14 protein-coding genes are annotated in these 19,564 nt (G+C 68.7%); 4 read left to right on the top strand and 10 right to left on the bottom strand.

Annotated elements, in window-relative coordinates:
* The 4 genes from V6N07_RS17625 to V6N07_RS17610 form a co-directional block, all read right to left on the bottom strand.
* Positions 1 to 612: hypothetical protein (locus V6N07_RS17625; RefSeq protein ID WP_371158223.1), on the bottom strand; the 612-nt coding region annotated here is incomplete at its 3' end.
* Between the two features lie 303 nt (positions 613 to 915).
* Entirely contained in the window at positions 916 to 2,241 is a 1,326-nt protein-coding gene (locus V6N07_RS17620) for an HlyD family type I secretion periplasmic adaptor subunit (RefSeq protein WP_371158221.1), read from the bottom strand.
* Entirely contained in the window at positions 2,238 to 4,019 is a 1,782-nt protein-coding gene (locus V6N07_RS17615; RefSeq protein ID WP_371158219.1) for an ABC transporter transmembrane domain-containing protein, read from the bottom strand. Before V6N07_RS17615 ends, V6N07_RS17620 begins: the two co-directional genes overlap by 4 nt.
* A gap of 70 nt (positions 4,020 to 4,089) precedes the next feature.
* On the bottom strand, positions 4,090 to 4,734 hold the full coding sequence (locus V6N07_RS17610; protein WP_371158217.1) for a TIGR02466 family protein: 645 nt from the start codon (positions 4,732 to 4,734) through the stop codon (positions 4,090 to 4,092).
* A gap of 180 nt (positions 4,735 to 4,914) precedes the next feature.
* Here V6N07_RS17610 and V6N07_RS17605 point away from each other — a divergent pair, with 180 nt between their 5' ends.
* From V6N07_RS17605 to V6N07_RS17595, 3 genes are all read left to right on the top strand, one after another.
* Positions 4,915 to 5,652, top strand: coding sequence for a hypothetical protein (locus tag V6N07_RS17605; protein ID WP_371158215.1), 738 nt, complete (start codon positions 4,915 to 4,917; stop codon positions 5,650 to 5,652).
* A 95-nt stretch (positions 5,653 to 5,747) separates the two neighbouring features.
* Positions 5,748 to 6,482, top strand: coding sequence for a DUF4344 domain-containing metallopeptidase (locus V6N07_RS17600; protein ID WP_371158213.1), 735 nt, complete (start codon positions 5,748 to 5,750; stop codon positions 6,480 to 6,482).
* A gap of 106 nt (positions 6,483 to 6,588) precedes the next feature.
* The gene (locus tag V6N07_RS17595) at positions 6,589 to 7,299 is read left to right on the top strand and encodes a cytidylyltransferase domain-containing protein (protein ID WP_371158211.1); all 711 of its coding nucleotides are present in this window, start codon (positions 6,589 to 6,591) and stop codon (positions 7,297 to 7,299) included.
* A 65-nt stretch (positions 7,300 to 7,364) separates the two neighbouring features.
* Here the strand turns inward: V6N07_RS17595 and V6N07_RS17590 are convergent, their stop codons facing one another.
* Positions 7,365 to 8,864, bottom strand: a complete 1,500-nt coding sequence (locus V6N07_RS17590) for a calcium-binding protein (protein ID WP_371158209.1) — start codon at positions 8,862 to 8,864, stop codon at positions 7,365 to 7,367.
* Between the two features lie 291 nt (positions 8,865 to 9,155).
* Here V6N07_RS17590 and V6N07_RS17585 point away from each other — a divergent pair, with 291 nt between their 5' ends.
* Complete coding sequence (locus V6N07_RS17585) at positions 9,156 to 13,229, top strand: beta strand repeat-containing protein (protein ID WP_371158207.1); 4,074 nt, start codon at positions 9,156 to 9,158, stop codon at positions 13,227 to 13,229.
* A gap of 67 nt (positions 13,230 to 13,296) precedes the next feature.
* On the opposite strand, the gene V6N07_RS17580 is transcribed toward V6N07_RS17585, so the two are convergent.
* The 5 genes from V6N07_RS17580 to V6N07_RS17560 form a co-directional block, all read right to left on the bottom strand.
* A complete protein-coding gene (locus tag V6N07_RS17580) occupies positions 13,297 to 14,034 on the bottom strand; it encodes a Crp/Fnr family transcriptional regulator (RefSeq protein ID WP_371158205.1) in 738 nt (245 codons plus the stop codon).
* A 73-nt stretch (positions 14,035 to 14,107) separates the two neighbouring features.
* On the bottom strand, positions 14,108 to 15,265 hold the full coding sequence (locus V6N07_RS17575; protein ID WP_371158203.1) for a glycosyltransferase: 1,158 nt from the start codon (positions 15,263 to 15,265) through the stop codon (positions 14,108 to 14,110).
* Positions 15,262 to 16,302, bottom strand: coding sequence for a glycosyltransferase family 2 protein (locus tag V6N07_RS17570; RefSeq protein WP_371158202.1), 1,041 nt, complete (start codon positions 16,300 to 16,302; stop codon positions 15,262 to 15,264). Before V6N07_RS17570 ends, V6N07_RS17575 begins: the two co-directional genes overlap by 4 nt.
* Positions 16,299 to 17,465, bottom strand: coding sequence for a hypothetical protein (locus V6N07_RS17565; RefSeq protein ID WP_371158200.1), 1,167 nt, complete (start codon positions 17,463 to 17,465; stop codon positions 16,299 to 16,301). The genes V6N07_RS17570 and V6N07_RS17565 overlap by 4 nt, the downstream gene beginning before the upstream one ends.
* Complete coding sequence (locus V6N07_RS17560; protein ID WP_371158198.1) at positions 17,462 to 19,540, bottom strand: HAD-IIB family hydrolase; 2,079 nt, start codon at positions 19,538 to 19,540, stop codon at positions 17,462 to 17,464. The genes V6N07_RS17565 and V6N07_RS17560 overlap by 4 nt, the downstream gene beginning before the upstream one ends.
* Positions 19,541 to 19,564 lie beyond the last annotated feature (24 nt).

Genomic DNA, 19,564 nt, shown 5'->3' with positions numbered 1-19,564 from the left:
ATCGCTGGCGCCGCTCTCGTCGCCCTCGTTGTCCTCGTTGCCCTCGTCGCCCTCGTTGCCTTCGTTGCCTTCGTTGCCTTCGTTGCCCTCGTCGTCCTCGTTGCCCTCGTCGCCTTCGCTGCCCTCGTTGCCCTCGTTGCCTTCGTTTCCTTCGTCGTCCTCGTTGGCTTCGTCGCCCTCGTTGCCCTCGTCGCCTTCGTCACCCTCGTCGGCTTCGTCGTCCTCGTCGCCTTCGTCGCCTTCGTTGGCCTCGTCGGCTTCGTTGCCCTCGTTGCCTTCGTCGTCCTCGTTGCCTTCGTCGCCCTCGTCGCCTTCGTCGTTGGCCTCGTCGCCCTCGTCGGCCTCGTTGCCTTCGTTGTCCTCGTCGCCCTCGTTGGCTTCGTTGCCCTCGTCGCCCTCGTCGCCTTCGTTGGATTCGTTGTTCTCGTCGTCCTCGTTGTCCTCGTCGCCTTCGTTGCCCTCGTTGCCCTCATCGCCCTCGTTGCCTTCGTCGCCCTGGAAGTAGTCCACGAAGCTGACGGGCGCGCCGAGGCCGGTGTCGGCCAGGGCGGCGGCGATGCGTGCCTCCAGATCGTCGGAGGACAGGGCGGCGGCGAGGGTAATGACGGACATGGGAAAGCTCCGGAAATGCGATCTGCCGGGATGGGCAGATGGGAAAATGGGGACGCCGCAAACGGGCGAAGTCGGTCGGGGAAATCCGGCGGGGTGTCGGGCGCAAGCCGTCCCCGGCGAACACGCGGGGACAGGGGCCGGAAAGGCCGGTGTCGATCTGTTTTAGGCCAAAAGAGAGGACCGGAAGTCGGTCCGCACGGCCACGCGGCAGATGATTATTGCGGACATGTTTGGCCCAATCGGATCACCTGTCAAGAAAATCGTTAACGCCGTTTTCCTGTCCGGGGCGCGCCGCGCATCCTGTCACGCGTCGCGGAAGGCCCGGTCCAGATAGACCTGCAGCGGTCGGATGACGTAGTCGATGGGGGCCTGGGTCGTGGTCGCCAGATAGGCATCCACCGGCATGCCGACCAGCAATTCCCGGTCACCCAGCTTGTCGGTCTCGCTGTCGATCAGGGCGATCACCACGCGGTAGTAGAACTTGCGCGTCACGGGGTCCTCGAAGGCGTCCGCCGAGATCCGCTCCACCCGGCCCAGCACGATGGGCATGTCGCGCACCTTGTAGGCATTGAACCGCAGCGAGGCATCCTGCCCCTCGAACACCTGGTCGATGTCCGTAGAGGAGATGCGCACCTCCACCTGCACGGTCTCGTCCTCGGGGACGATCATCATCAGGGGGCGGGCGGCCACCGCGACGCTGCGGCGGCCCTGGACCTGCGAATCGTGGATCGTGCCGGGGATCGGCGCGCGGATCTCTAGCCGGGCCAGATCGTCCAGCAGGCGGCGGCGCTGTTCCACGAAACGGGCCCGCAGGGGGCGTTGGCGGGCCAGTTCGTCGGCGGCCTTTTCGCGCATCTCGGGGGCCACGGCATGGCGTTCCAGCACCAGTTCGGACACCCGGCCGCGCAACCCGGCGATCTGCGCGGTCAGGGTGCCCAGCTCTCCGCGCATGGTCACTTCCTTGCGTTCCGCATCATAGAGATCCGACAGGTTGATCAGCTGGCGATCGGCCAGCTGCCGCGCGGCCTCCAGCTCCCGAAGCATCAGCGCGCGCTCCTCGGTCTTGGCGGCATGTTCGGCCTCCGCGCCTTCGATCTGGGCGGCGACCTGGGCGGTCTGCTCGTCCAGCAGCCTGCGACGCGTATCCATGGTGTCGAAGTAGTCGCGCAGCTGCGCCTCCTGCCGGTCCAGCAGGCGCGACAGGTCGGGGCGGCTGGCCATGGCCTCGGTGAACAGCGGCGGCAGGATGATCTCGGTCCGATCCTCGATCATCGCCTCCAGCCGCGCGATGTTGGCCAGCACCTCGAACAGCTCTCCCTCCACCGCGGCCAGTTCCGACCGCAGACCCGTCCCCTCCAGCCGCAGAAGGACGTCGCCAAGGGCCACGCGGTCGCCGTTGCGCACATGGATCGTCTCGACCACGCCGCCGATGGGGTGCTGCACCGCCGTCATGGTGGTCGCCTTGCGGATGGTGCCGGGGCCGATGACGGCGCTGGTGATGCGCGCGTTCACGGACCAGACGCCCAGCCCGGCAATCAGCACGGCAAAGGCCAGCAGGGTCAGCATCAGAAGCCGCCCGGCGGCCCAGGTGCGCCGTTCGGCGCGGTCGGCGGCCGGGGGCGGGGTCATCGCTGCCCGGGCCGCGCGGCGCCGCCCCTGTCGTTGGCCGACCTCGCGTTGCGGGCCATGTCCGTGTCGCTGACCAGCTTGACGCGCGTATCCCTGTCGGACCGGCCGCGCGCGGGCCGCGTCAGTTCACGCAGCTTGCCGTCCTGCAACTCGAACCGCCGGGTCGTCGCAGCCAGGTTCAGCGGCCGCCGCGTCAGCACGAGGACGGCCACGCCCCGTTCCTTGAGGCCGGCGAACGTCAGGTCCAGCCGCTTGGGAATGCGGACCAGCATGTCCAGGTCGAAACCGTCGATGATCAGCAGCCGGGGGGCGTCATAGATGGCGCGGGCGAGGGCGATCTGGCTGCGCTCGAACCGCGAGAACGCGCTGCCGTCGGCGTCGATCTCGGTCTGGTAGCCATCGGGCAGCGCCTCGATCGCGGCATGCAGCCGGGCCCGCCGGGCCGCGAAGGCGACCTTTTCGGGGTCCAGCGCCGGGTCCAGCCGGGCGATGTTCTCCTCCAGGGTGCCATCGACGAAGCGCGGCTGTTCGGGGCAATAGCCGAACAGGCTGCGGGCGTCGGCGTCGGCGATGCGGGCCACGTTGCGCCCGTCCACGAGGATGCGGCCCTGGGCGTTCGGCCACATCCCCAGAATGGTTTCGGCCAGCACGGTCTTGCCCTGGCTGGACATGGCCGTCACCTCGGCGAAATCACCGGGTGCAAGGGTCATGGATATGGACCGCAGGATCGGCGCGCGGGTCACGGGGGATCGCACGCTGACGGCATCCAGCACGAGGCGCGCGCCGGTGTCGCCGCGCTGATCGCGGTAGCCGTCGCGCATGTCGGCGGCACGGCGCGACAGCAGGCTGCGCAGCCGGGTCCAGTGATCGCGCGCGGCCAGTGCCTGGGGGATGCCGCGCAGCATCTGGTCCACCGGCACCATCACGCGGGTCACCATGAAGGTGGCGGCGACCATCGCGCCCACGCTCAGGGTGCCCTGCAGGGCCAGGTAGGCGCCCATGGCCAGCACCGAATACCGCGTCACCATGACCACGACCCTGGACATGGCCTCGAACCAGCCGACCCAGTCGCGCAGCGTCACCGATGCATCGCGCGCCGCATTGCGACGCTGCGACCAACGGGCGTGAAAGCCGGTGGTCATGTCCTGTCCGCGCAAGGTCGTGCGCGACACCGCCAGAAGGTTGCGCAACTCGCCCACCTGTGCGCCGGCACGGGCCGCGGTCCGCTGTCGGTCGCCCATGAACATGGCCTGCACCGCGTACATCACCGCAAGGATCGCCAGCCCCCCCATGCAGACCCAGGCCAGCACCGGGCTGAGCAGGAAGACCACGAACAGGAACATCGGGCACCACAGGAAATCGAAGATCGCGATCAGCGAGCTGGAGTGGAAGAACCCGCGCAGCCCGTCGACCTCGTCCATTCCCACCGTCGGCTTGGTCTTGCTGTGGGTATAGATCTCGTTGCGGCCCGCCGAGGCGAACAGCACCTCCTCCATCTCCTCCTGGAAGCGGGCGCCCATGCGGCCCAGCATCCGCCGGCGCGCATAATCGAGAACCCCCAGAACCAGCAAGAACCCCAGCAGCAGCGCGAACAGCGCCACCAGCGTCTCGACCGACCGCGACCCCAGAACGCGGTCATAGATCAGCAGCATGAACAACGGCCCCGTCAGCCGCAGCACGTTCACGAAGAAGCTGACGAACAGGGCAAAACCCAGCAGCGGCGCCGACCGCCGCAGGTCGGCACGCGCCGCCCCCTCCAGTCGTCGGGCGGATTTCATGGCCCCACCCGCAGACGACATCCGCAGGGCGGGGCCTGCGACGAGGGGACGGGCGGGGCGGCTGGCCGGATCACTTCTTCGTCTGGTTGATGTTGAAACTGACGATGATGCGGTTCGCGTCGTCGCCTTCGGCGGTGGACATGTTGGGATCCACCGCATGGTACAGCCAGCTGGGAAAGATCAGCATCCGGCCCGCGCGCGGGGTGAACCGCACCTTGGTCCAGTTCTCCTTGCTGCGCTTCTTGTTGGGCTGGAACTTGGCCTGGTTCATCAGGTGCACGGTGCGCGGCTCGATGAACTCGATGTCGCCGCTCTTCTCGGGGGCCTGGATGTAATAGACCCCGGACCACAGGCAGGACGGGTGCACATGGGCGCGATTTGCACTGCCCGGCGGGTTGATGATCGACCACATGGTGCCGATCGACAGGCGGTGATCGGTGGAATAGCCCAGATCCTCGGTGATCTTCTCGCCTGCGATCTTCACGGCGGTGACCAGTTCGGCGAAATCCTTGCTCTTGTGCAGGTTGTTGTGGCTGTGCCAGCCGCCCAGCTGCGGCAGGTTCGACCGGGAGATCCCTTTCCGGTCCCGCTCGCGTTCGGCATAGATGTTGCTGATCAGCCGCGCGTTCATCTCCTGCGGGTCGGGCAGGTCGATCTGAAAGATCATGGTGGGGAAATACGTGCGTCTTACGAACTTGAGATCTTCGGGCGACATGTGTGATGGACCTTCGATGATAGTGCAGTGGTTCAATACGGGGCATTGTAAAAAGGGTTTGGGCAGGAATGGGCGGGGCCGATCATGGACGACCGTCGTCCCCCTGCCTGACGTTACGGTAGACGAAGGCCTGCGCAATTTTCAAGAAAATGCTGCGTTTTGACCGCTCCGGCGCCCACCATGGCCCAGTGGCTGGGGCGGCACGGACTGACGGCGGGGACCTGCGCGGCGCTGCTGCGCGCAACGGTTCCGCCCACGGTCCTGCCCCCGTTGCGGGCAGGGAATGCGCCCGTCATCCCGGATGGTCCCGCCATCTGGGCGTGCCTGCCGGATGCCCTTGCGGGACAGCTGCCGATGCTGCGCGCCGAGATCGCGCGGACGGCGCGGCAGACCACCGTGGTCTTCGACCCGGGCGGCACGCGCCACCCCGTTGCCCTGACCCTGGTGGACGTGCCGCCGGCGGGCGGGGGGCAGGGGGGGCCACTGGTGGTCTGTCCGACCGATGGCACGGTCACGGACGTCCTGGCCCTGGCGCATGAGTTCGGCCACGCCCTGAACCACGTGGCCGCAGGGGCGCAGCCCATTCAGCCCCCCATGACGCGCGAGGTCTGCGCCTTCGCCTGCGAGGCGTTGATCCTGCGCGGTCTGCCCACCCCCCTGTCGGATGCGGCGCAGGCCCTGCGGCTGCGCCACGGTGCGCGTTATCTGGGGGCGGGGCGGCGGCGGCTGCTGACGGCGCTGACCACGCCCGGCGCGCCCTATGACTACGGCTGGAACTATCCGCTGGCCTGGGGACTGGCGCGGGCGCTGATCCGGCCCGCGGCCCTGCCACTGCTGGCGGATCTGCTGGCGGCGCGCGTCACCCTGGCGGGCGTCGTCGATGCCTTGCCGCCGGACGCGATGCCGCAGGATGGCTGAAGCGGGTACGTTGACAGCCGCCGGTGGCGGCTGACAGGGTGCGCGCAGCGGACATGTGCCCTGACCGGCACGGGGTGGGACGGAGGCCGCAGTCGATGCGCCGGATCGCGATGCTGATGGTCAGCCTGCTGGCCCTGACCCTTGCCGTGGGCGCCCGCGCCCAAAGCCGGGATGCCTTGCCCGTGGCGGCGCAGGATGCCCTGCTGCATGTGATCGCGCATGAGATCGGGCATGCCGTCCTGCGGGAATTCGACCTGCCCATTCTTGGCCCCGAAGAGGCGATCGCCGACGATTTCGCCACGGTATACCTGCACATGATGCTGCCCGGTCGCCTGCCCGCCATCGTCGCCGCCCATGCCCGCCACACCATGGCCGACGACGATGTCCCCGGCCCGTTCAGCGAATACCGCTCGGACAGGCGGCGGGCGGGGCGCGCCGTCTGTCTTGCGTACGGGCTGGACCCGGATCGCCATGCGGGACTGGCACGGGATTTCGGGCTCGGGGGGGCGGCGGCGGCCACCTGCCGCGATTTCGCCACCGAGGTGGCGCGCGGCTGGCGACGCACTCTTGCGCCCTACCTGATGCCGCCGGATGCGCGTGTGACGGAGGTGGGGATGACGGTCGACGACGGCGATCCCATGGCCCGGGCCTTCGCCGACAGCCCCGCCCATGCCGAAGCGGAACGCCTCCTGCGTGCCATCGACTGGCATTCGCGCGTCACCCTAGCGCTGTCGCAATGCGACGGATCGGCGGGATGGTCGCGGGGCGAGCGGCGCATCACCGTCTGCGGCGCCTATATCGCCCGCCTCGCGCGCCATTTCGATCTCTGAGGTCGGATTTCCCGTCCGATTGCCCCACGTCGTTCTGGACGCTGTCATCTTCCCCGATCAAGGTGCAGGACGGCGTGTCCGTCATCGATTTTCCTTGCAGGTTCATATGGATCCCATCATAGCCGTCATCCCCGCCCGCGCCGGCAGCGAGCGTGTCAGGGACAAGAACACCAGACCCTTCGCGGGCATTCCCGGCGGTCTGCTGGAATTGAAGCTCAATCAGCTGCACAAGGTGCCCGAGGTGGACCAGATCATCGTGTCCAGCAACGATGCCAACGTGCTGGAATATACCGCCCGGTTCGGACGCGAGGTCGACGGTCGGGTCGTCGCGCTGGAACGTCCCGATGAGCTGGGCCGCGGCTCCACCCCCATGAGCGATTACATCGCCTATTCCGCCACCCTGTCCGAGGGGGGCGTGCAGCTGATGACCCATGTGACCCATCCGTTCGTCACGTCCGGGGTGTTCCGCGATCTGATCGCCGCATGGCGCGTGGCCGCCGAGGAGGGATGCGACAGCTTGCTGACGGTGACGACGCTGCACAAGTTCATCTGGGATGCCGATGGTCCCTACAACTACGACAACACGGTCGAGAAATGGCCACGCAGCCAGGACATCAAGCCCCTGTTCGAGGTCAACCACGCGGCCTACCTGATGCCCTTCGCCCGCATGCGCGAGATGGGCGACCGGGTCGGGACGGCGCCGAGGCTGCACCCGCTGGACGAGCGGACCGCCATGGACATCGACTGGGAGGATCAGTTCACCCTGATGTCCGACATCGCCCTTGCGCGAAAGGCGCGCGGGATCGACCTGACCTAGCCATCGCCCGACCGCAGACGGGCCGCCCTGTCGGGGCGGCCCGCTGCGGTTTCGGTCCGGGTGCGTCAGACGAGGTCGAAGGTGCCCGAGGCGAGCTGGATGTTGATGTCCGTCTGGCCTGCCCCGTCGACGAGGGCCCAGATGATCTGACCGGTGGGGACATAGATCACGAAGGCCTCGTCCACGGCGCCCGACCCCGCGGTGGGGGTGGTCGCAAGGTTGACCTGGAAGTTGGCGGCGGTGGCGCTGGCCGGGCCGCCGAACACCAGAACGTCCCCTTCGGAGGCGTCGTAGTCCTGGATCCAGTCGCTGCCGTGATCGCGGATGCCCAGGTGGAAGAACCGGTCGCCGCCGTCCCCCCCGCTCATCCGGTCGAAGCCGAAGCCGCCGTTGATGAAGTCGATGCCGTCGCCCCCCGACAGAAGATCCCCCAGCGACCCGCCCGTCAGGGTGTCGTTCCCGGCCCCGCCAAGCACGAAATCCGCGCCAGCCCCCCCGGCAATGGAATCGTTGCCCGCGTCGCCGCGCAGCTCATCGTTGCCATACCCGCCGTCGATGGTGTCGTCGCCCGCGCCGCCATAGATCAGATCGCGCAGGTCGGTACTGGCGTCGCCGCCCGTGATCACGTCGTTGCCCTCGCCGCCGATCAACGTGTCGTTGCCGTTGCCGCCGCGCAGGGTGTCATTGCCCGCCAGACCGTCCAACCGGTCGTCGCCATTGTCGCCCAGCAGCAGGTCATCGCCCGACGTGCCATCCGTGATCACGGAAGGCACCGCCGTTTCGGCGATCAGTTCGGCAGGGGTCAGGGTCTGGCCGAACACCTCTATGCGTTCGATGCCGTACAGGATGTCGGGAACGCCCCCCGCGACCGACAGGGCCAGACCGTTGCCGATGGCATATGTCACGATGCTGGTCAGATCCACGTCGCCGTAATCGGCAAGGTCGTCACCGGCCCCCCCGTCCAGCGTGTCGCCGCCGACGAAACTGGCCACGAGGGTGTCGTTCCCGATACCGGTCGACAAAAGCTGCGATCCCACCGAACCGATCGCCAGATCATCCTCCGAAACAGACAGCAGGGCAGGCACCGTCGCGGGGTCTATCACGTCGCCCGAGGCGAAACCCGACCCGGCCGCCGCGGGGCCGATCGATGAGACCATGTCCAGAAAGGCATTCGCCTGCGCCTCCGTGTTCAGGCTCGGAAGGGGCGTTCCGCCAAGCTGAATCAGGTAGTCGACCGACCGCCCGGTAAGGTCGGACAGCCCGAGGGTGATGACATAGCTGACGTTGCTGCTGCCCCAGACGATCTGTCCGGCTTCGGCGTAGGTGAAGGGCGGAACGTCGAATTCCTGTGCGCTGAGCGACAGCTCGTTGGTCGAGATGGCGAGGACGATATCGTCGTTGAACACGATATCGTCGAAGGCGAACCCGTAGACCTGCGTGGTCTCGTAGATCAGGCCGGGCGCACCCTGTGCGAGGGAAAAGGACACCGGCGACGTGATCGCCCCGCCAAAGTTGTCATCCGCATCGTAAAGCATTGCCAAGGCGTCGAAAGTATATGTCGTCACGGTGATACCTCACTCGGGAATGCAGGGGCGCGATCGTTGACGCCGGGATACCCCGACCGCCTTTCGGCATCAATGCGGGATCACGCCGCAAAGTCCGTCCACACCCCTTGCCGATGCGCGATGCGGGGATGCCGGATGCATCGATGCCGGCGCCGAAGACCGACCGCCCGGCGGCAGTGATGCAAATAGATGGTTAACGTATATCTCGGTTACGTGAACCGTGTTACCCTTGCCGCATATCACGGGGATTGGGAGGTCGCCGTTTTATCAATTTTCCGGGGGGACATACCAATGCTAGATCCAAGCCTTTACACGACCGTGCTCGACAACACGCTGCTGCCCTATGGCCAGAACCTGCTGGCACAGGGTGACGACAACGAGGAACTGTTCGACATCTCGGAGATTTTCGAGGACGGATTCTCCTTTGGCAACCGTGTCTTCACGGAACTGTTCCTGGCCACCAATGGCGGTGTGTCCTTCCTCGATCCCGACGTGTCTGCCGGGGCGCGTTTCGAGACCGGCGGCACCCGCTATGTCATCGCGCCCTTCCTCGATGATCTGGACAACCGGACCCTGCCCCCCGGTGCCGATCCCGGCATCTATTTCGACACCAACACGGACCGCGATTCCATCGTGGCCACATGGGTCGGCGTCGGCATCTTTCCCAACAACATCACCGCACCCAATACCTTCCAGCTGGAGATCATGGACCTTGGCGAGGGCGACGCCGAGATCATCTTCCGTTACTCGGACATGGGCAATGCCCGCACTGACACCTTTCAGATCGGCGCCATCGCCGAAGGGTTTCCGGCGCTGTTCCTGCGTGGCGGCACCGCCGGTGATGCGGTTGGCACGGCTGCCGATATAGACACGCTGACCGGCAATACGGGCGTCACCGGCGTCTGGCAGTTGCGGGTGATCGACGGCCAGTTGCAGGTCGACGACCTGCTGGGCACCGATACGGTCGGCAACGGCAACGCCAACACCATCAACGGCACCGCCTTCAACGACCGCATCGCGGGCGGCGCGGGCAACGATACCATCTCGGGCCTTCAGGGCATCGACCGTTTGTCCGGCGACGCGGGCAACGACAGCCTGCTGGGGGGCGACGACGACGACATCCTGCGCGGCGGCGACGACAACGACATCCTGCGCGGCGAGAACCAGAACGACAGCCTGTTCGGCGATGCGGGCGACGACAGCCTGTTCGGCAACTCCGGCACCAACGAGCTGGACGGCGGCGCGGGCGCCGACAGTCTCGATGGTTCGGGGGGGACGTCCTTCGCCGCCTACGGCAGCGCGACCGAGGGCCTGGTGATCAGCCTGTCGACCCCCGCCACCAACAGCGGCGATGCGGCGGGCGACACCTACAACAACCTCGTGGGTATCATCGGGTCGGGGTTCAACGACACGATCACCGGCAACAACAGCGCCAACCAGCTGCGCGGCAGCGCGGGCGACGACGTCATCGACGCGTTGAACGGCACCGACCTGGTGTTCGGCGACGCGGGCGACGACACCCTTCTGGGCGGCAGCAGCGCCGATACCCTGGTAGGCGGGACCGGCGCCGACAACCTGAACGGCGGCGCCTCCAACGATTTCGCCAGCTATCAGCAGGCGACGATGGGCCTGATGGCCGATCTGGCCGATGCCTCGGCCAATACCGGCGAGGCGGCGGGCGACACCTATGTCAGCATCGAGGGTCTGCTTGGCGGCATGGGCAACGATACCCTGGCCGGTTCCGCCAATGCCGATACCCTTTCGGGCCGCGAAGGCGATGACATGCTCATCGGTCGTGACGGCAACGACGTCCTGACGGGCAACGAGGGCAACGACACCCTGAACGGCGGCCTGGGCGGCGACAACCTGAACGGTGGCGGCGGTGACGGCGATGTCGCGTCCTATGTGGATGCGACCGCCGGGCTGACGGCGGATCTGTCCAATTCCGCGGGCAACACCGGCGAGGCGACAGGCGACAGCTATTCCGGCCTCGAGGGCCTGATCGGATCCGCCTTCGGCGACACGCTGGAGGGCGATGGCGGCAACAACATGCTGATGGGCGGCGACGGCAGCGATCGCCTGATCGGCAACGACGGTCAGGATACCCTGATCGGCGGTGCCGGGGCCGATACCCTGCTGGGTGGAAACGGCGTCGATACGGCCGATTACTCCAGCGCTGCCTCGGGCGTCAGCGCCAGCCTGTTCGACCCCTCCGGCAACACCGGCGATGCACGGGGTGATACCTACTCCGGCATCGAACAGCTGATCGGTTCCGAATTCGCCGATACGCTGGGCGACGGCACCGGGGCCAACGGGCTGTTCGGTCTGGGCGGTGACGATCTGTTCGTGGCCCGGACCGGCCCCGACAGCTACAACGGCGGCGACGGCATCGACACCATCACCTTCGAGAACCTGACCACCTTCGTGTCGATCGACATGGAGGATTCCTCCTCCAACGCAGGCAGCGCGACGGGCCTGAACCTGACGGAGGTCGAGAACATCATCGGCACCATCGCCGCCGACGATATCGCGGGCGACGGTCAGGACAACATGCTGGTCGGCGGCGGCAACAACGACACCCTGATGGGCCGCGATGGCGACGACACCCTGTCGGGCGGGGCCGGCAACGACAGCATGACGGGGGGCGCGGGGGCCGACAGCTTCATGCTCACGGCAGGTATGGGCGACGATACCGTCACCGATTTCACGCTCGGCACCGATATGCTGGACATGTCCGCGCTGACCTCGGCCGAGATGTCGGGCATCACCTATGGCACCAACGGCGCAGGCGACCGGGTCGTGACGCTGGCCGATGGCGGCACCCTGACCCTGACGGGCGTGCCCCGCAACGTCGAGGCCACGGGCACCCCCACGGTCACCGGCACCGCAACCCAGGGAGAGACCCTGACCGCCGCCGCCGGAGATATCGCGGATGTCGACGGGTTGGGCACCTTCGCGACCCAGTGGCTGCGCGGCGGATCCGAGATCGCGGGTGCGACCGGCGATACCTATGTCCTGACGCAGGACGATGTCGGGGCTATCATCTCGGCCCGGATCAGCTTTACCGACGGCTACGGCAGCGATGAGGCCCGGACATCGGCCGGGACCACCGCCGTCGCCAACGTCAACGACCCCGTCAGCGGATCGGTGACGGTTTCGGGCACGCTTGCCCAGAACGGCGTCCTGACCGCCGACACCAGCGGCATCAGCGACGCCGACGGCATCTCGGGGCCCATCGCCGTGCAATGGACACGCGACGGCGTCGACATCGCGGGGGCCACCGGCAATACCCTGACCCTGACACAGGCCGATGTGGGCGGACAGATCGCCGCGCGTGCCAGCTATACCGACGACTTCGGCGCCGCCGAACAATCGGTCAGCGGCACACTGGGCCCGGTGCAGAACGTCAACGACGCCCCGACCGGGGCCGTCATCCTGATCGGCATGACCACCGTGGGGCAATCGTTGCAGGCGGTCGTCGACGACGTCGATGACATCGACGGGATCTCCGGCCCTATCACGGGTCAGTGGCTGCGGGGGGGAACGGAAATTCCCGGCGCCACGAACGATACCTATGTGCTGACCGCCGCGGACGTCGGGCAGGTCCTCTCCTACCGGGCCAGCTATACCGACGATGGCGGCACCGCCGAGACGGTGACCAGCGGCACGTCCTCGGTGGTGGTCAGCGGCAACCTGCTGATCAACGGCACCCCGGACGCCGACCGCCTCGTGGGGGGCACCGGTGACGATACGATCAACGGCAACCTCGGGGCCGACACCATCATCGGCGACGCGGGCAACGACCTGATCACGGGCGGACCCGACGCGGGCGACCTGCGCGACGTGGTCTTTGCCGGCGCGGGCGACGACACCGTGCGCGGCGGATCTGGCAACGACGAGCTGCGCGGCGATGCCGGCAACGACAGCCTCGAAGGCGGCATCGGCGCGGATTTCGTGCTTGGCGGGGCCGGGAACGACACCCTGACGGGCGGGTCGCTGGGGGATCTTCTGTCGGGGGGTGACGGCATCGACTTCATCAACGGCGGCTTCGGCTTCGACCGGATGAGCGGGGGGGACGGCGGCGACCGGTTCTTCCACCTGGGCATCCGCGATCACGGCAGCGACTGGATCCAGGACTACGATGCCTCCGAAGGGGACGTTCTGGTATTCGGCGGCCCGGCCAGCGCCACCGCCGCCAACTTCCAGGTCAACCTTGCGACCACCCCCACCGCGGGGTCGGGCGCCGTGGACGAGGCCTTCGTGATCTATGTCCCCACCGGTCAGATCATCTGGGCCCTCGTCGACGGGGCAGGCCAGACGGACATCAACATCCAGCTCGCCTCGGGCACCTTCGACCTCGTCTGACGCACCCGGACCAAAACCGCAGCGGGCCGCCCCGACAGGGCGGCCCGTCTGCCTGTGGCGCGCGGGGTCAGGCGGATCCCGCCTGATCCGGTCCGAACGTCAGGAAATAAGGCTCGAACTGGCCGATCCGGCACAATCTGTCGTAGTCATGGATCTGCACGCGCCCGTCACGGACGGTGCAGGACGCGCCTTCGCGCAACTCGCGCATGACGCGGTTGACGTGGACGGCGGACATGCCGCAGGCCTCGCCCAGGTCGGCCTGCGTCAGGGGCAGGTCGAACCCCGTGGGATCGGCCAGATCGGCCAGCATCAGGCGGCTGTGCATTTCGCACAGGAAATTCGCCACCCGGCCGGAGGCCCGCAACGCCCCCACGCGGAACGACCAGTACCGATGGATCGCCGCGTCGAGCTGGGTCTGCCCCCACAGCGCCAGCGCCGTCTCGGGACGGTCCTGCATGAGGGCGCGCAGCTTGTCATGGGGCAGAACCGCCATGCGCACATCGGTCATCGCCGTGACGTCATGGTCCAGCGTGCCCAGCGGAAAGCTGTGCAGATCGACGAAATCGCCCGGAATTTCCAGCGCCACCAATTCGCGCAGGTCGCGGTGCGGGCCGGGCACATGACGCCCCACCCACCCGTCGAGCAGCAGCAGGCTGCGGTCCAGCGGATCGCCCTTGCGACTGATCAGGGATCGGGCGGACCATGTCTCGATCCCGGTGCAGCAGGCCACGACGGCCTCCCAATCGGTATCGGACAGGCGGGCGGACATGCCGCGTCGGGTCGGAGGGGTGGTGATCGGGGTCATTTCAACGTCCTGACGCGCGGTCGTGAAAGGGGCTGTCGGCGGCGGCACGGGCCTGCGGCTGGGTGTCACCATGTCAGGCCACGAGACTGGCGTGCGAGGCGGCCGGGTGCAACGGGGGCAGTTCGTGCGGGGCGAAGCGGCGCCCTGTGGGGGGCGCGGGCCGGGCGGCGCGCGCGGCATCATACAGCGCCTCGGCCCGCTGTCCCATCCGGTCGATGGTGAACAGGCGTTCGACCCGGTCGCGGGCGGCCCCGCGCGACAGCGTCAGCGCCCGCGTCAGGGCCTGCGCGAGGGCGGGGGCATCGTCGGGCGGCGCATAGGTGCCGGCGGGGCCGACCACCTCGCGGACCGCGCCCATGTCGATGCAGGCGACGGGCAGGCCGGTGGCCATCGCCTCGATCGCGGCAAGGCCGAAGGGTTCGTCCCACAGCGGGGTGAACAACAACGCCGAGGCGCGCCCGACCTGCACGGCAAGGTCCGGGCCCGCCAGGTGTCCGCCATAGCGGATGTCGCCGCCCAGATGCGGGACGACGCGGTCCTGGAAATAGTCGCGGTGTTCGACCGTGCCGAAGATGGTCAGGGGCACACCGGCCAGACGCGCGGCCTCTGCCGCCAGGTGGGTGCCCTTGGTCGGGGTGATCCGCCCGAACCACACGGCGCTGCCGTCGCCTTCGGGCACGAAGGGCCAATCGGCGGGATCGATGCCGTTGGGCAGGACCGAGGCCGCCTCCGGCGCGCCGTCCGGCCACCAGCGGGTCAGTTGCAGCGCCGAGGTCGCCGTCACCCGCGACCATGGCGCGGTGGCGTCATGGATCGCGCGACGCAGCACCTCGAACGGGGGCACATGCAGCGATGTCACCATCGGCAGGCCATGGGCCACCGCCAGCCGTGGCAGATAGCGATGCAGGCTGTTGTTGTGGATGATGTCGAAATCGCCCGCGATCAGATCGGCGCAGGCCCGCGCATGGGCCGCGTCCAGATGATCGGTCAGAACATCGGTGCCGTGGAACCGGTGCCACGGATAGGTGGCGTCGTAGTGGGTCTCCATGATCGGATGCACGGTGACACCCGGGGGCGCATGGGGGGCGCTGTCGCCCGAGGCGAACATCGTGACCTGATGGCCCCGCGCGGCGAGGTGCCGCGCAAGGTGCCAGGAATGCGCCTCCATCCCGCCGGCAAAGGGCGGGGCGATCGGGTGGCGCACATGGGCGATCAGCGCGATCCGCATCATTCGGCCGCGATGCGCGGGGCGGCGGGGGCAAGGAACTCCTCCTGCTCGCGGGTCATGCGCGCGTGCCATTCGGCCATCGTGCCCTCGGGCGGGGTATCGCCGTCCTGCGCGGTCCGTGCCGCGCGCCGCTCCCGCTCCTCCAGGAAACGGATCACGGGGCCGGTTGCGGCATAGGGCATGTCGGCCCGCTGTTCGCACAGCGCGAAATCCTCGGGGCCCGGTTCGCGCAGGATGCGCAGGCCATCGGGGCCGTTCTCGATCAGACCCATCATGCGGAACCCGTGCAGCCAGTGTTCCATGGTGCGGTGGCCCCATTTTCGGGCGAAGATCTCGGTGTTGCGCAGGATCGCCGGGATGTGGTGGATCGGCGGCATGCAATGGGCGTGGTGCTGGTGATAGGCGCGGGCGCCGCGCACCCACCAGATCGGGATGCCCTTGTCCTGCAGGGTCCGGCCGAAATCGGTGTCCTCGCCGCCATAGCCCTCGAACCGCTCGTCGAAGCCACCCGATGCAGCCCAGTCGTCGCGGTGCATCGCGAAGGTCAGCGACCAGAAGCAGCGGTAATCCTCGCACCGCTTGCGGGCCTCGGCGGGCGGCCCCTGCCGGTCGGAATGGCGCACGGCGACGGCATCGAACCCGTCGATCGTCCAGCCGGGGGCGGCGGCACCGGCGGGCAGGTACATGATTTCGCCCATGGTCAGCCCGTCACCCTTGCGGGTCTGGGCGGCGTAATCGTGCACGAGGTCGGGATGCGGGATGCAGTCGACGTCGAGGAACACCAGAACCTCCCCCCGGGCCGCCGCCCCGACCGTGTTGCGCGCGCGCGCCAGCGGCAGCTCATCGGCCGTGACGTGGATCTGGGTGATCGGGAAATCGGTGTCCGGCAGGTCGTCGTAGGGCGCGTCCTGCATCACCCCGATGATCAGCTCGCAGGGGGGGACGCTCTGGCGTGTCAGGCCCAGGATGACGTTGCGCAGATGCGCGTCGCGCCCACGGGCCAGTGTCAGGACGGAGACGGAGGGGGGTGTATCGGTCATGTGGAAACTCCGAGTGCAGGAAGGGGGGTATCGAGACGGGTGGCGAGATCCTCGAGCCAGCGCGCCACATGGGCGGCGGCGTCGGGGCGCACGAAGCTGCGTTGCAGATCCGGGTCATGGTCGGCGCGGGCACGGTCGATGGCGGCGCGCCACGCGGGCAGGGACGCGGGCAGGGCGGTCAGATGCGTCGCCACCCCGGCGGCCTGCAGGGCGCGGGCCTTGGCCACCTGTTCGTCGAAATAGCGCCATTCCGGCACGGCGATCCACGGTTTGCCCGCCGCGAGGATCTGCTGGCAGGTGGTATTGCCGGTGGAGGCGACGACAAGGTCGCAGGCGGCCAGGTGGTCGGGCACGTCATCGACCCACCCCTTGTGGCACAGGTTCGACGGCTCCGTCGCGTGCCAGTCGCGCGCAACCTGTCCCAGCGTGATCCACTGCGCCTGCGGCATCGCCCGCGCGCCCAGCGACAGGGGCGCCGCGGCAAGTCCGCTGCCCCCCCCGCCCGACAGCACGAGGACGACTTCGGCATCCCGGTCGATGCCCAGACGGGCGCGGGCCGTGTCCCGGTCGGGCAGGGCGGTGTCGACGCCAAGGCCCCCGGCGAACACCGATCTGGCGCGCATGTCGGGCGTCCAGTCGGGCTGTGCCAGCCGTGCGTCGCAGGGCACGATCAGACCGGCGGCCCCGTCATAGGCGGCGCGGTGCCCGGGATCGGTCCGGTCGCCATGCTGCAGGACCTTGACGTGGGGCACGGAACAGATGCGCGCCAGCTGGGCCACCTCGGCGCTGACGTCGCAGATGATGCAGACCGGATCGGCCTCGGCGAACCAGCCGGCGATGCGGCCCATGGCGCGGCGGATGCCGGGCCAGCCGACGGGCGCGCAATGCAGGGTATCGGGCGTGGCGATCCAGTCGGCGGAGCGTTCCTCGCCCGTGGGTTCGAACAGGGACGGGATCTGCACGACCGTCGCCGACGGCGGCAGCGCGGGCAGGATGTCGGGGCGCGCACAGAACAGCGTCACGGGCCGGTCGGACGGCAGGGCGTGGACGATGGCGGCGGCCCGTTCGGCATGGCCGCGCCCCTGGTGGTGCAGGAAATACCCGATGGGCCGCGCGACGGGGTCCGGGCGGGACCCGCGGGGAAGATCGACGAAATCCCTCATGCAACGCCCGCCAGATCGGGGGAGCGGTGCAGCCCGGCCTCGGCCAGCCCTTCCAGCACGCCTGCGGCATGGCGCGCGCGCGCACGGTAGAGGCCCGGACGACGGGGCAGGTCGTCCAGCTCGGGCAGGGCATTGCCCACGACGATGCCGCGCCCGCATGTGGTCAGCATGTCGATGTCGTTCCCGCTGTCGCCCGCGACGATGCAATCGGCGCGCGTCAGGCCGACCGCACGGGCATAGGCCTCGATCGCGGCGGCCTTGCCCGCGTGGGGGGGCAGGATGTCGATCAGCCGACCGTGCGACGGCACCACGCGCAGGCGCAGGCCCGCCCGGCCAAGGTGATCGCCAAGGCGGGCCGCCTCCCGTGCGGTGCCGAAACAGGCCAGCTTCCAGCGGCGCTGTTCGATCATGGGTTGCAGGGTGGCCCCCGCCGCGCGCAGGGCGTCCAGCACCGCGTTCCGGTCCCAGTCGCGCGACACCTGCGCCGCGAAATCCGGGCACAGGGCAAGCCGGCCACCGTTCTGCGGGCGGTGGAGTTCGGTCCCGACGGCGGTGATCCAGGCGTCGGGGTCGGGCAGGGACCAGTCGGCAAGGACGGCGCGCGCCTCGCTGATGCTGCGCCCGGTGGCGACGACGAAGGGGATGTCGCGGCCACGGTTCCAGTCGGCAAAGGCCCGGACGCCCACCGCACAGCCGGTCAGCGTGCCATCGATGTCGCAGGCAAGGATCCGGCGCGGCGCGGCAATGGTGCGCGGCGCCCGGCGCAACCCGCGATAGACCCGCTGCGCCCGGTCGGCCCAGCGGTCCCAGTCGAAGGCGTCGATGTTGTCGCGCCCCGCCCACGACGCGGCCGCCCATGCCGCGCGGTCGCCCAGCAGGTCGGCGATCGCGCCGCCGATGGCATTGCGGTCCTGCGGCGCCACCAGCGTGCCGTGACCCAGCGTTGCAAGGATGTCGACCGGGCCGCCGCGGTTGGTCGCAACCACCGGCAGGCCCGCGTTCGCGGCCTCGAGCAGGGTCAGGCCGAAGGGCTCGTGCAGCGCCGGGTTGACGAAGACGCCGCCCCGCTGTTTCGCCAGGCGATACATCTGCGACACGACCTCGGGGGCATGGCGCGGGGGCAGGGCGATGCGGCCCGCGTGGGGCGCGGCCAGCGCCTCCATCTCGGCGATGACGGCGGCGGTCTCGGGGGTCTGGGCAATGCCCGCGCCGCGCTGACCGGCGAGGATCACGAGGTTCGCGTCATCCCGCAGGGTCGGATGCGCCAGATAGGCCTGCACCAGCGCGACGAGGTTCTTCTTGTGGACCGGCCGCGCGATGGCCAGGATCATCGGCCGTTCCGGCGCGTCCAGCAGGGGATCGACAAGCGCGCGGGCGGCGGCGGTGCCCGGCGCCGCATCGGGCAGGATGACGCCCGGCGGGATCCGGTGCGTCTGGGCGGCGACGTCGACGCCGTAGTCCTGCACCTGGCGCTCTGCCTCGTCGCGCGACGACACGATGACGGCGGCCGAACTGCGTAGGGCGGCGCGCTCCTCCGCGATGCGGGCCCGCAGGGCGCGCGACGGGCCACCGGCCATGCAGGTCGCCTTGTCGATCCCGAGGGAATGGGGGGTATAGACCACCGGGATGCCGTGGCGCGCGGCGGTCGCCCGGACCACCGCGGCGGCATCCGCGAAATGCACGTGGATGACGTCGGGCCTTGGCATCATGCCGTCGATCAGCCTGACAAAGGCCTGTTTCAGGGCGGGGCGGGCGGCGGCCAGCCCCTCCTTGGCAAGATAGCGGCGGTCGTCGGTGGCAAGGCGCAGGATCCGCGTCTTGGCATCGATCCGCTGGGTCGTCCGGGCAAAATCCGCGCCCAGTGACGGGTCATCGAAGGCGCGGGTCACGATGTCGATGCGATCCACGTCCGGCCGCCGCCCCTGCGCCAGCGCCGCCCCGAGGATATAGGCGATATGGCCGCCGGTATCGTCGGTGAGGCCATAGGGGACGTCGGGATATGTAAGACAGCCCCCAAGGGCGACATGGACGATGTGCATCGCGTCCTCCTGTTTGCGGTGAATCAGAAACGGCATCCGTGCCATCCCGGTTCCGGCGCA

Source organism: Jannaschia sp. 2305UL9-9, from assembly GCF_041403465.1.
Lineage (GTDB): Bacteria > Pseudomonadota > Alphaproteobacteria > Rhodobacterales > Rhodobacteraceae > Jannaschia.
Note: the sequence above shows the minus strand (reverse complement) of the source record. Positions and strands in the feature narration are given on the sequence as shown.

Bases quoted from the DNA above. Each gene is read 5' to 3' on its own strand.
- V6N07_RS17620 (WP_371158221.1), bottom strand. From the start codon at position 2,241: ATGACCCCGCCCCCGGCCGCCGACCGCGCCGAACGGCGCACCTGGGCC.
- V6N07_RS17615 (WP_371158219.1), bottom strand. From the start codon at position 4,019: ATGAAATCCGCCCGACGACTGGAGGGGGCGGCGCGTGCCGACCTGCGG.
- V6N07_RS17610 (WP_371158217.1), bottom strand. From the start codon at position 4,734: ATGTCGCCCGAAGATCTCAAGTTCGTAAGACGCACGTATTTCCCCACC.
- V6N07_RS17605 (WP_371158215.1), top strand. From the start codon at position 4,915: ATGGCCCAGTGGCTGGGGCGGCACGGACTGACGGCGGGGACCTGCGCG.
- V6N07_RS17600 (WP_371158213.1), top strand. From the start codon at position 5,748: ATGCGCCGGATCGCGATGCTGATGGTCAGCCTGCTGGCCCTGACCCTT.
- V6N07_RS17595 (WP_371158211.1), top strand. From the start codon at position 6,589: ATGGATCCCATCATAGCCGTCATCCCCGCCCGCGCCGGCAGCGAGCGT.
- V6N07_RS17585 (WP_371158207.1), top strand. From the start codon at position 9,156: ATGCTAGATCCAAGCCTTTACACGACCGTGCTCGACAACACGCTGCTG.
- V6N07_RS17580 (WP_371158205.1), bottom strand. From the start codon at position 14,034: ATGACCCCGATCACCACCCCTCCGACCCGACGCGGCATGTCCGCCCGC.
- V6N07_RS17575 (WP_371158203.1), bottom strand. From the start codon at position 15,265: ATGATGCGGATCGCGCTGATCGCCCATGTGCGCCACCCGATCGCCCCG.
- V6N07_RS17570 (WP_371158202.1), bottom strand. From the start codon at position 16,302: ATGACCGATACACCCCCCTCCGTCTCCGTCCTGACACTGGCCCGTGGG.
- V6N07_RS17565 (WP_371158200.1), bottom strand. From the start codon at position 17,465: ATGAGGGATTTCGTCGATCTTCCCCGCGGGTCCCGCCCGGACCCCGTC.
- V6N07_RS17560 (WP_371158198.1), bottom strand. From the start codon at position 19,540: ATGCCGTTTCTGATTCACCGCAAACAGGAGGACGCGATGCACATCGTC.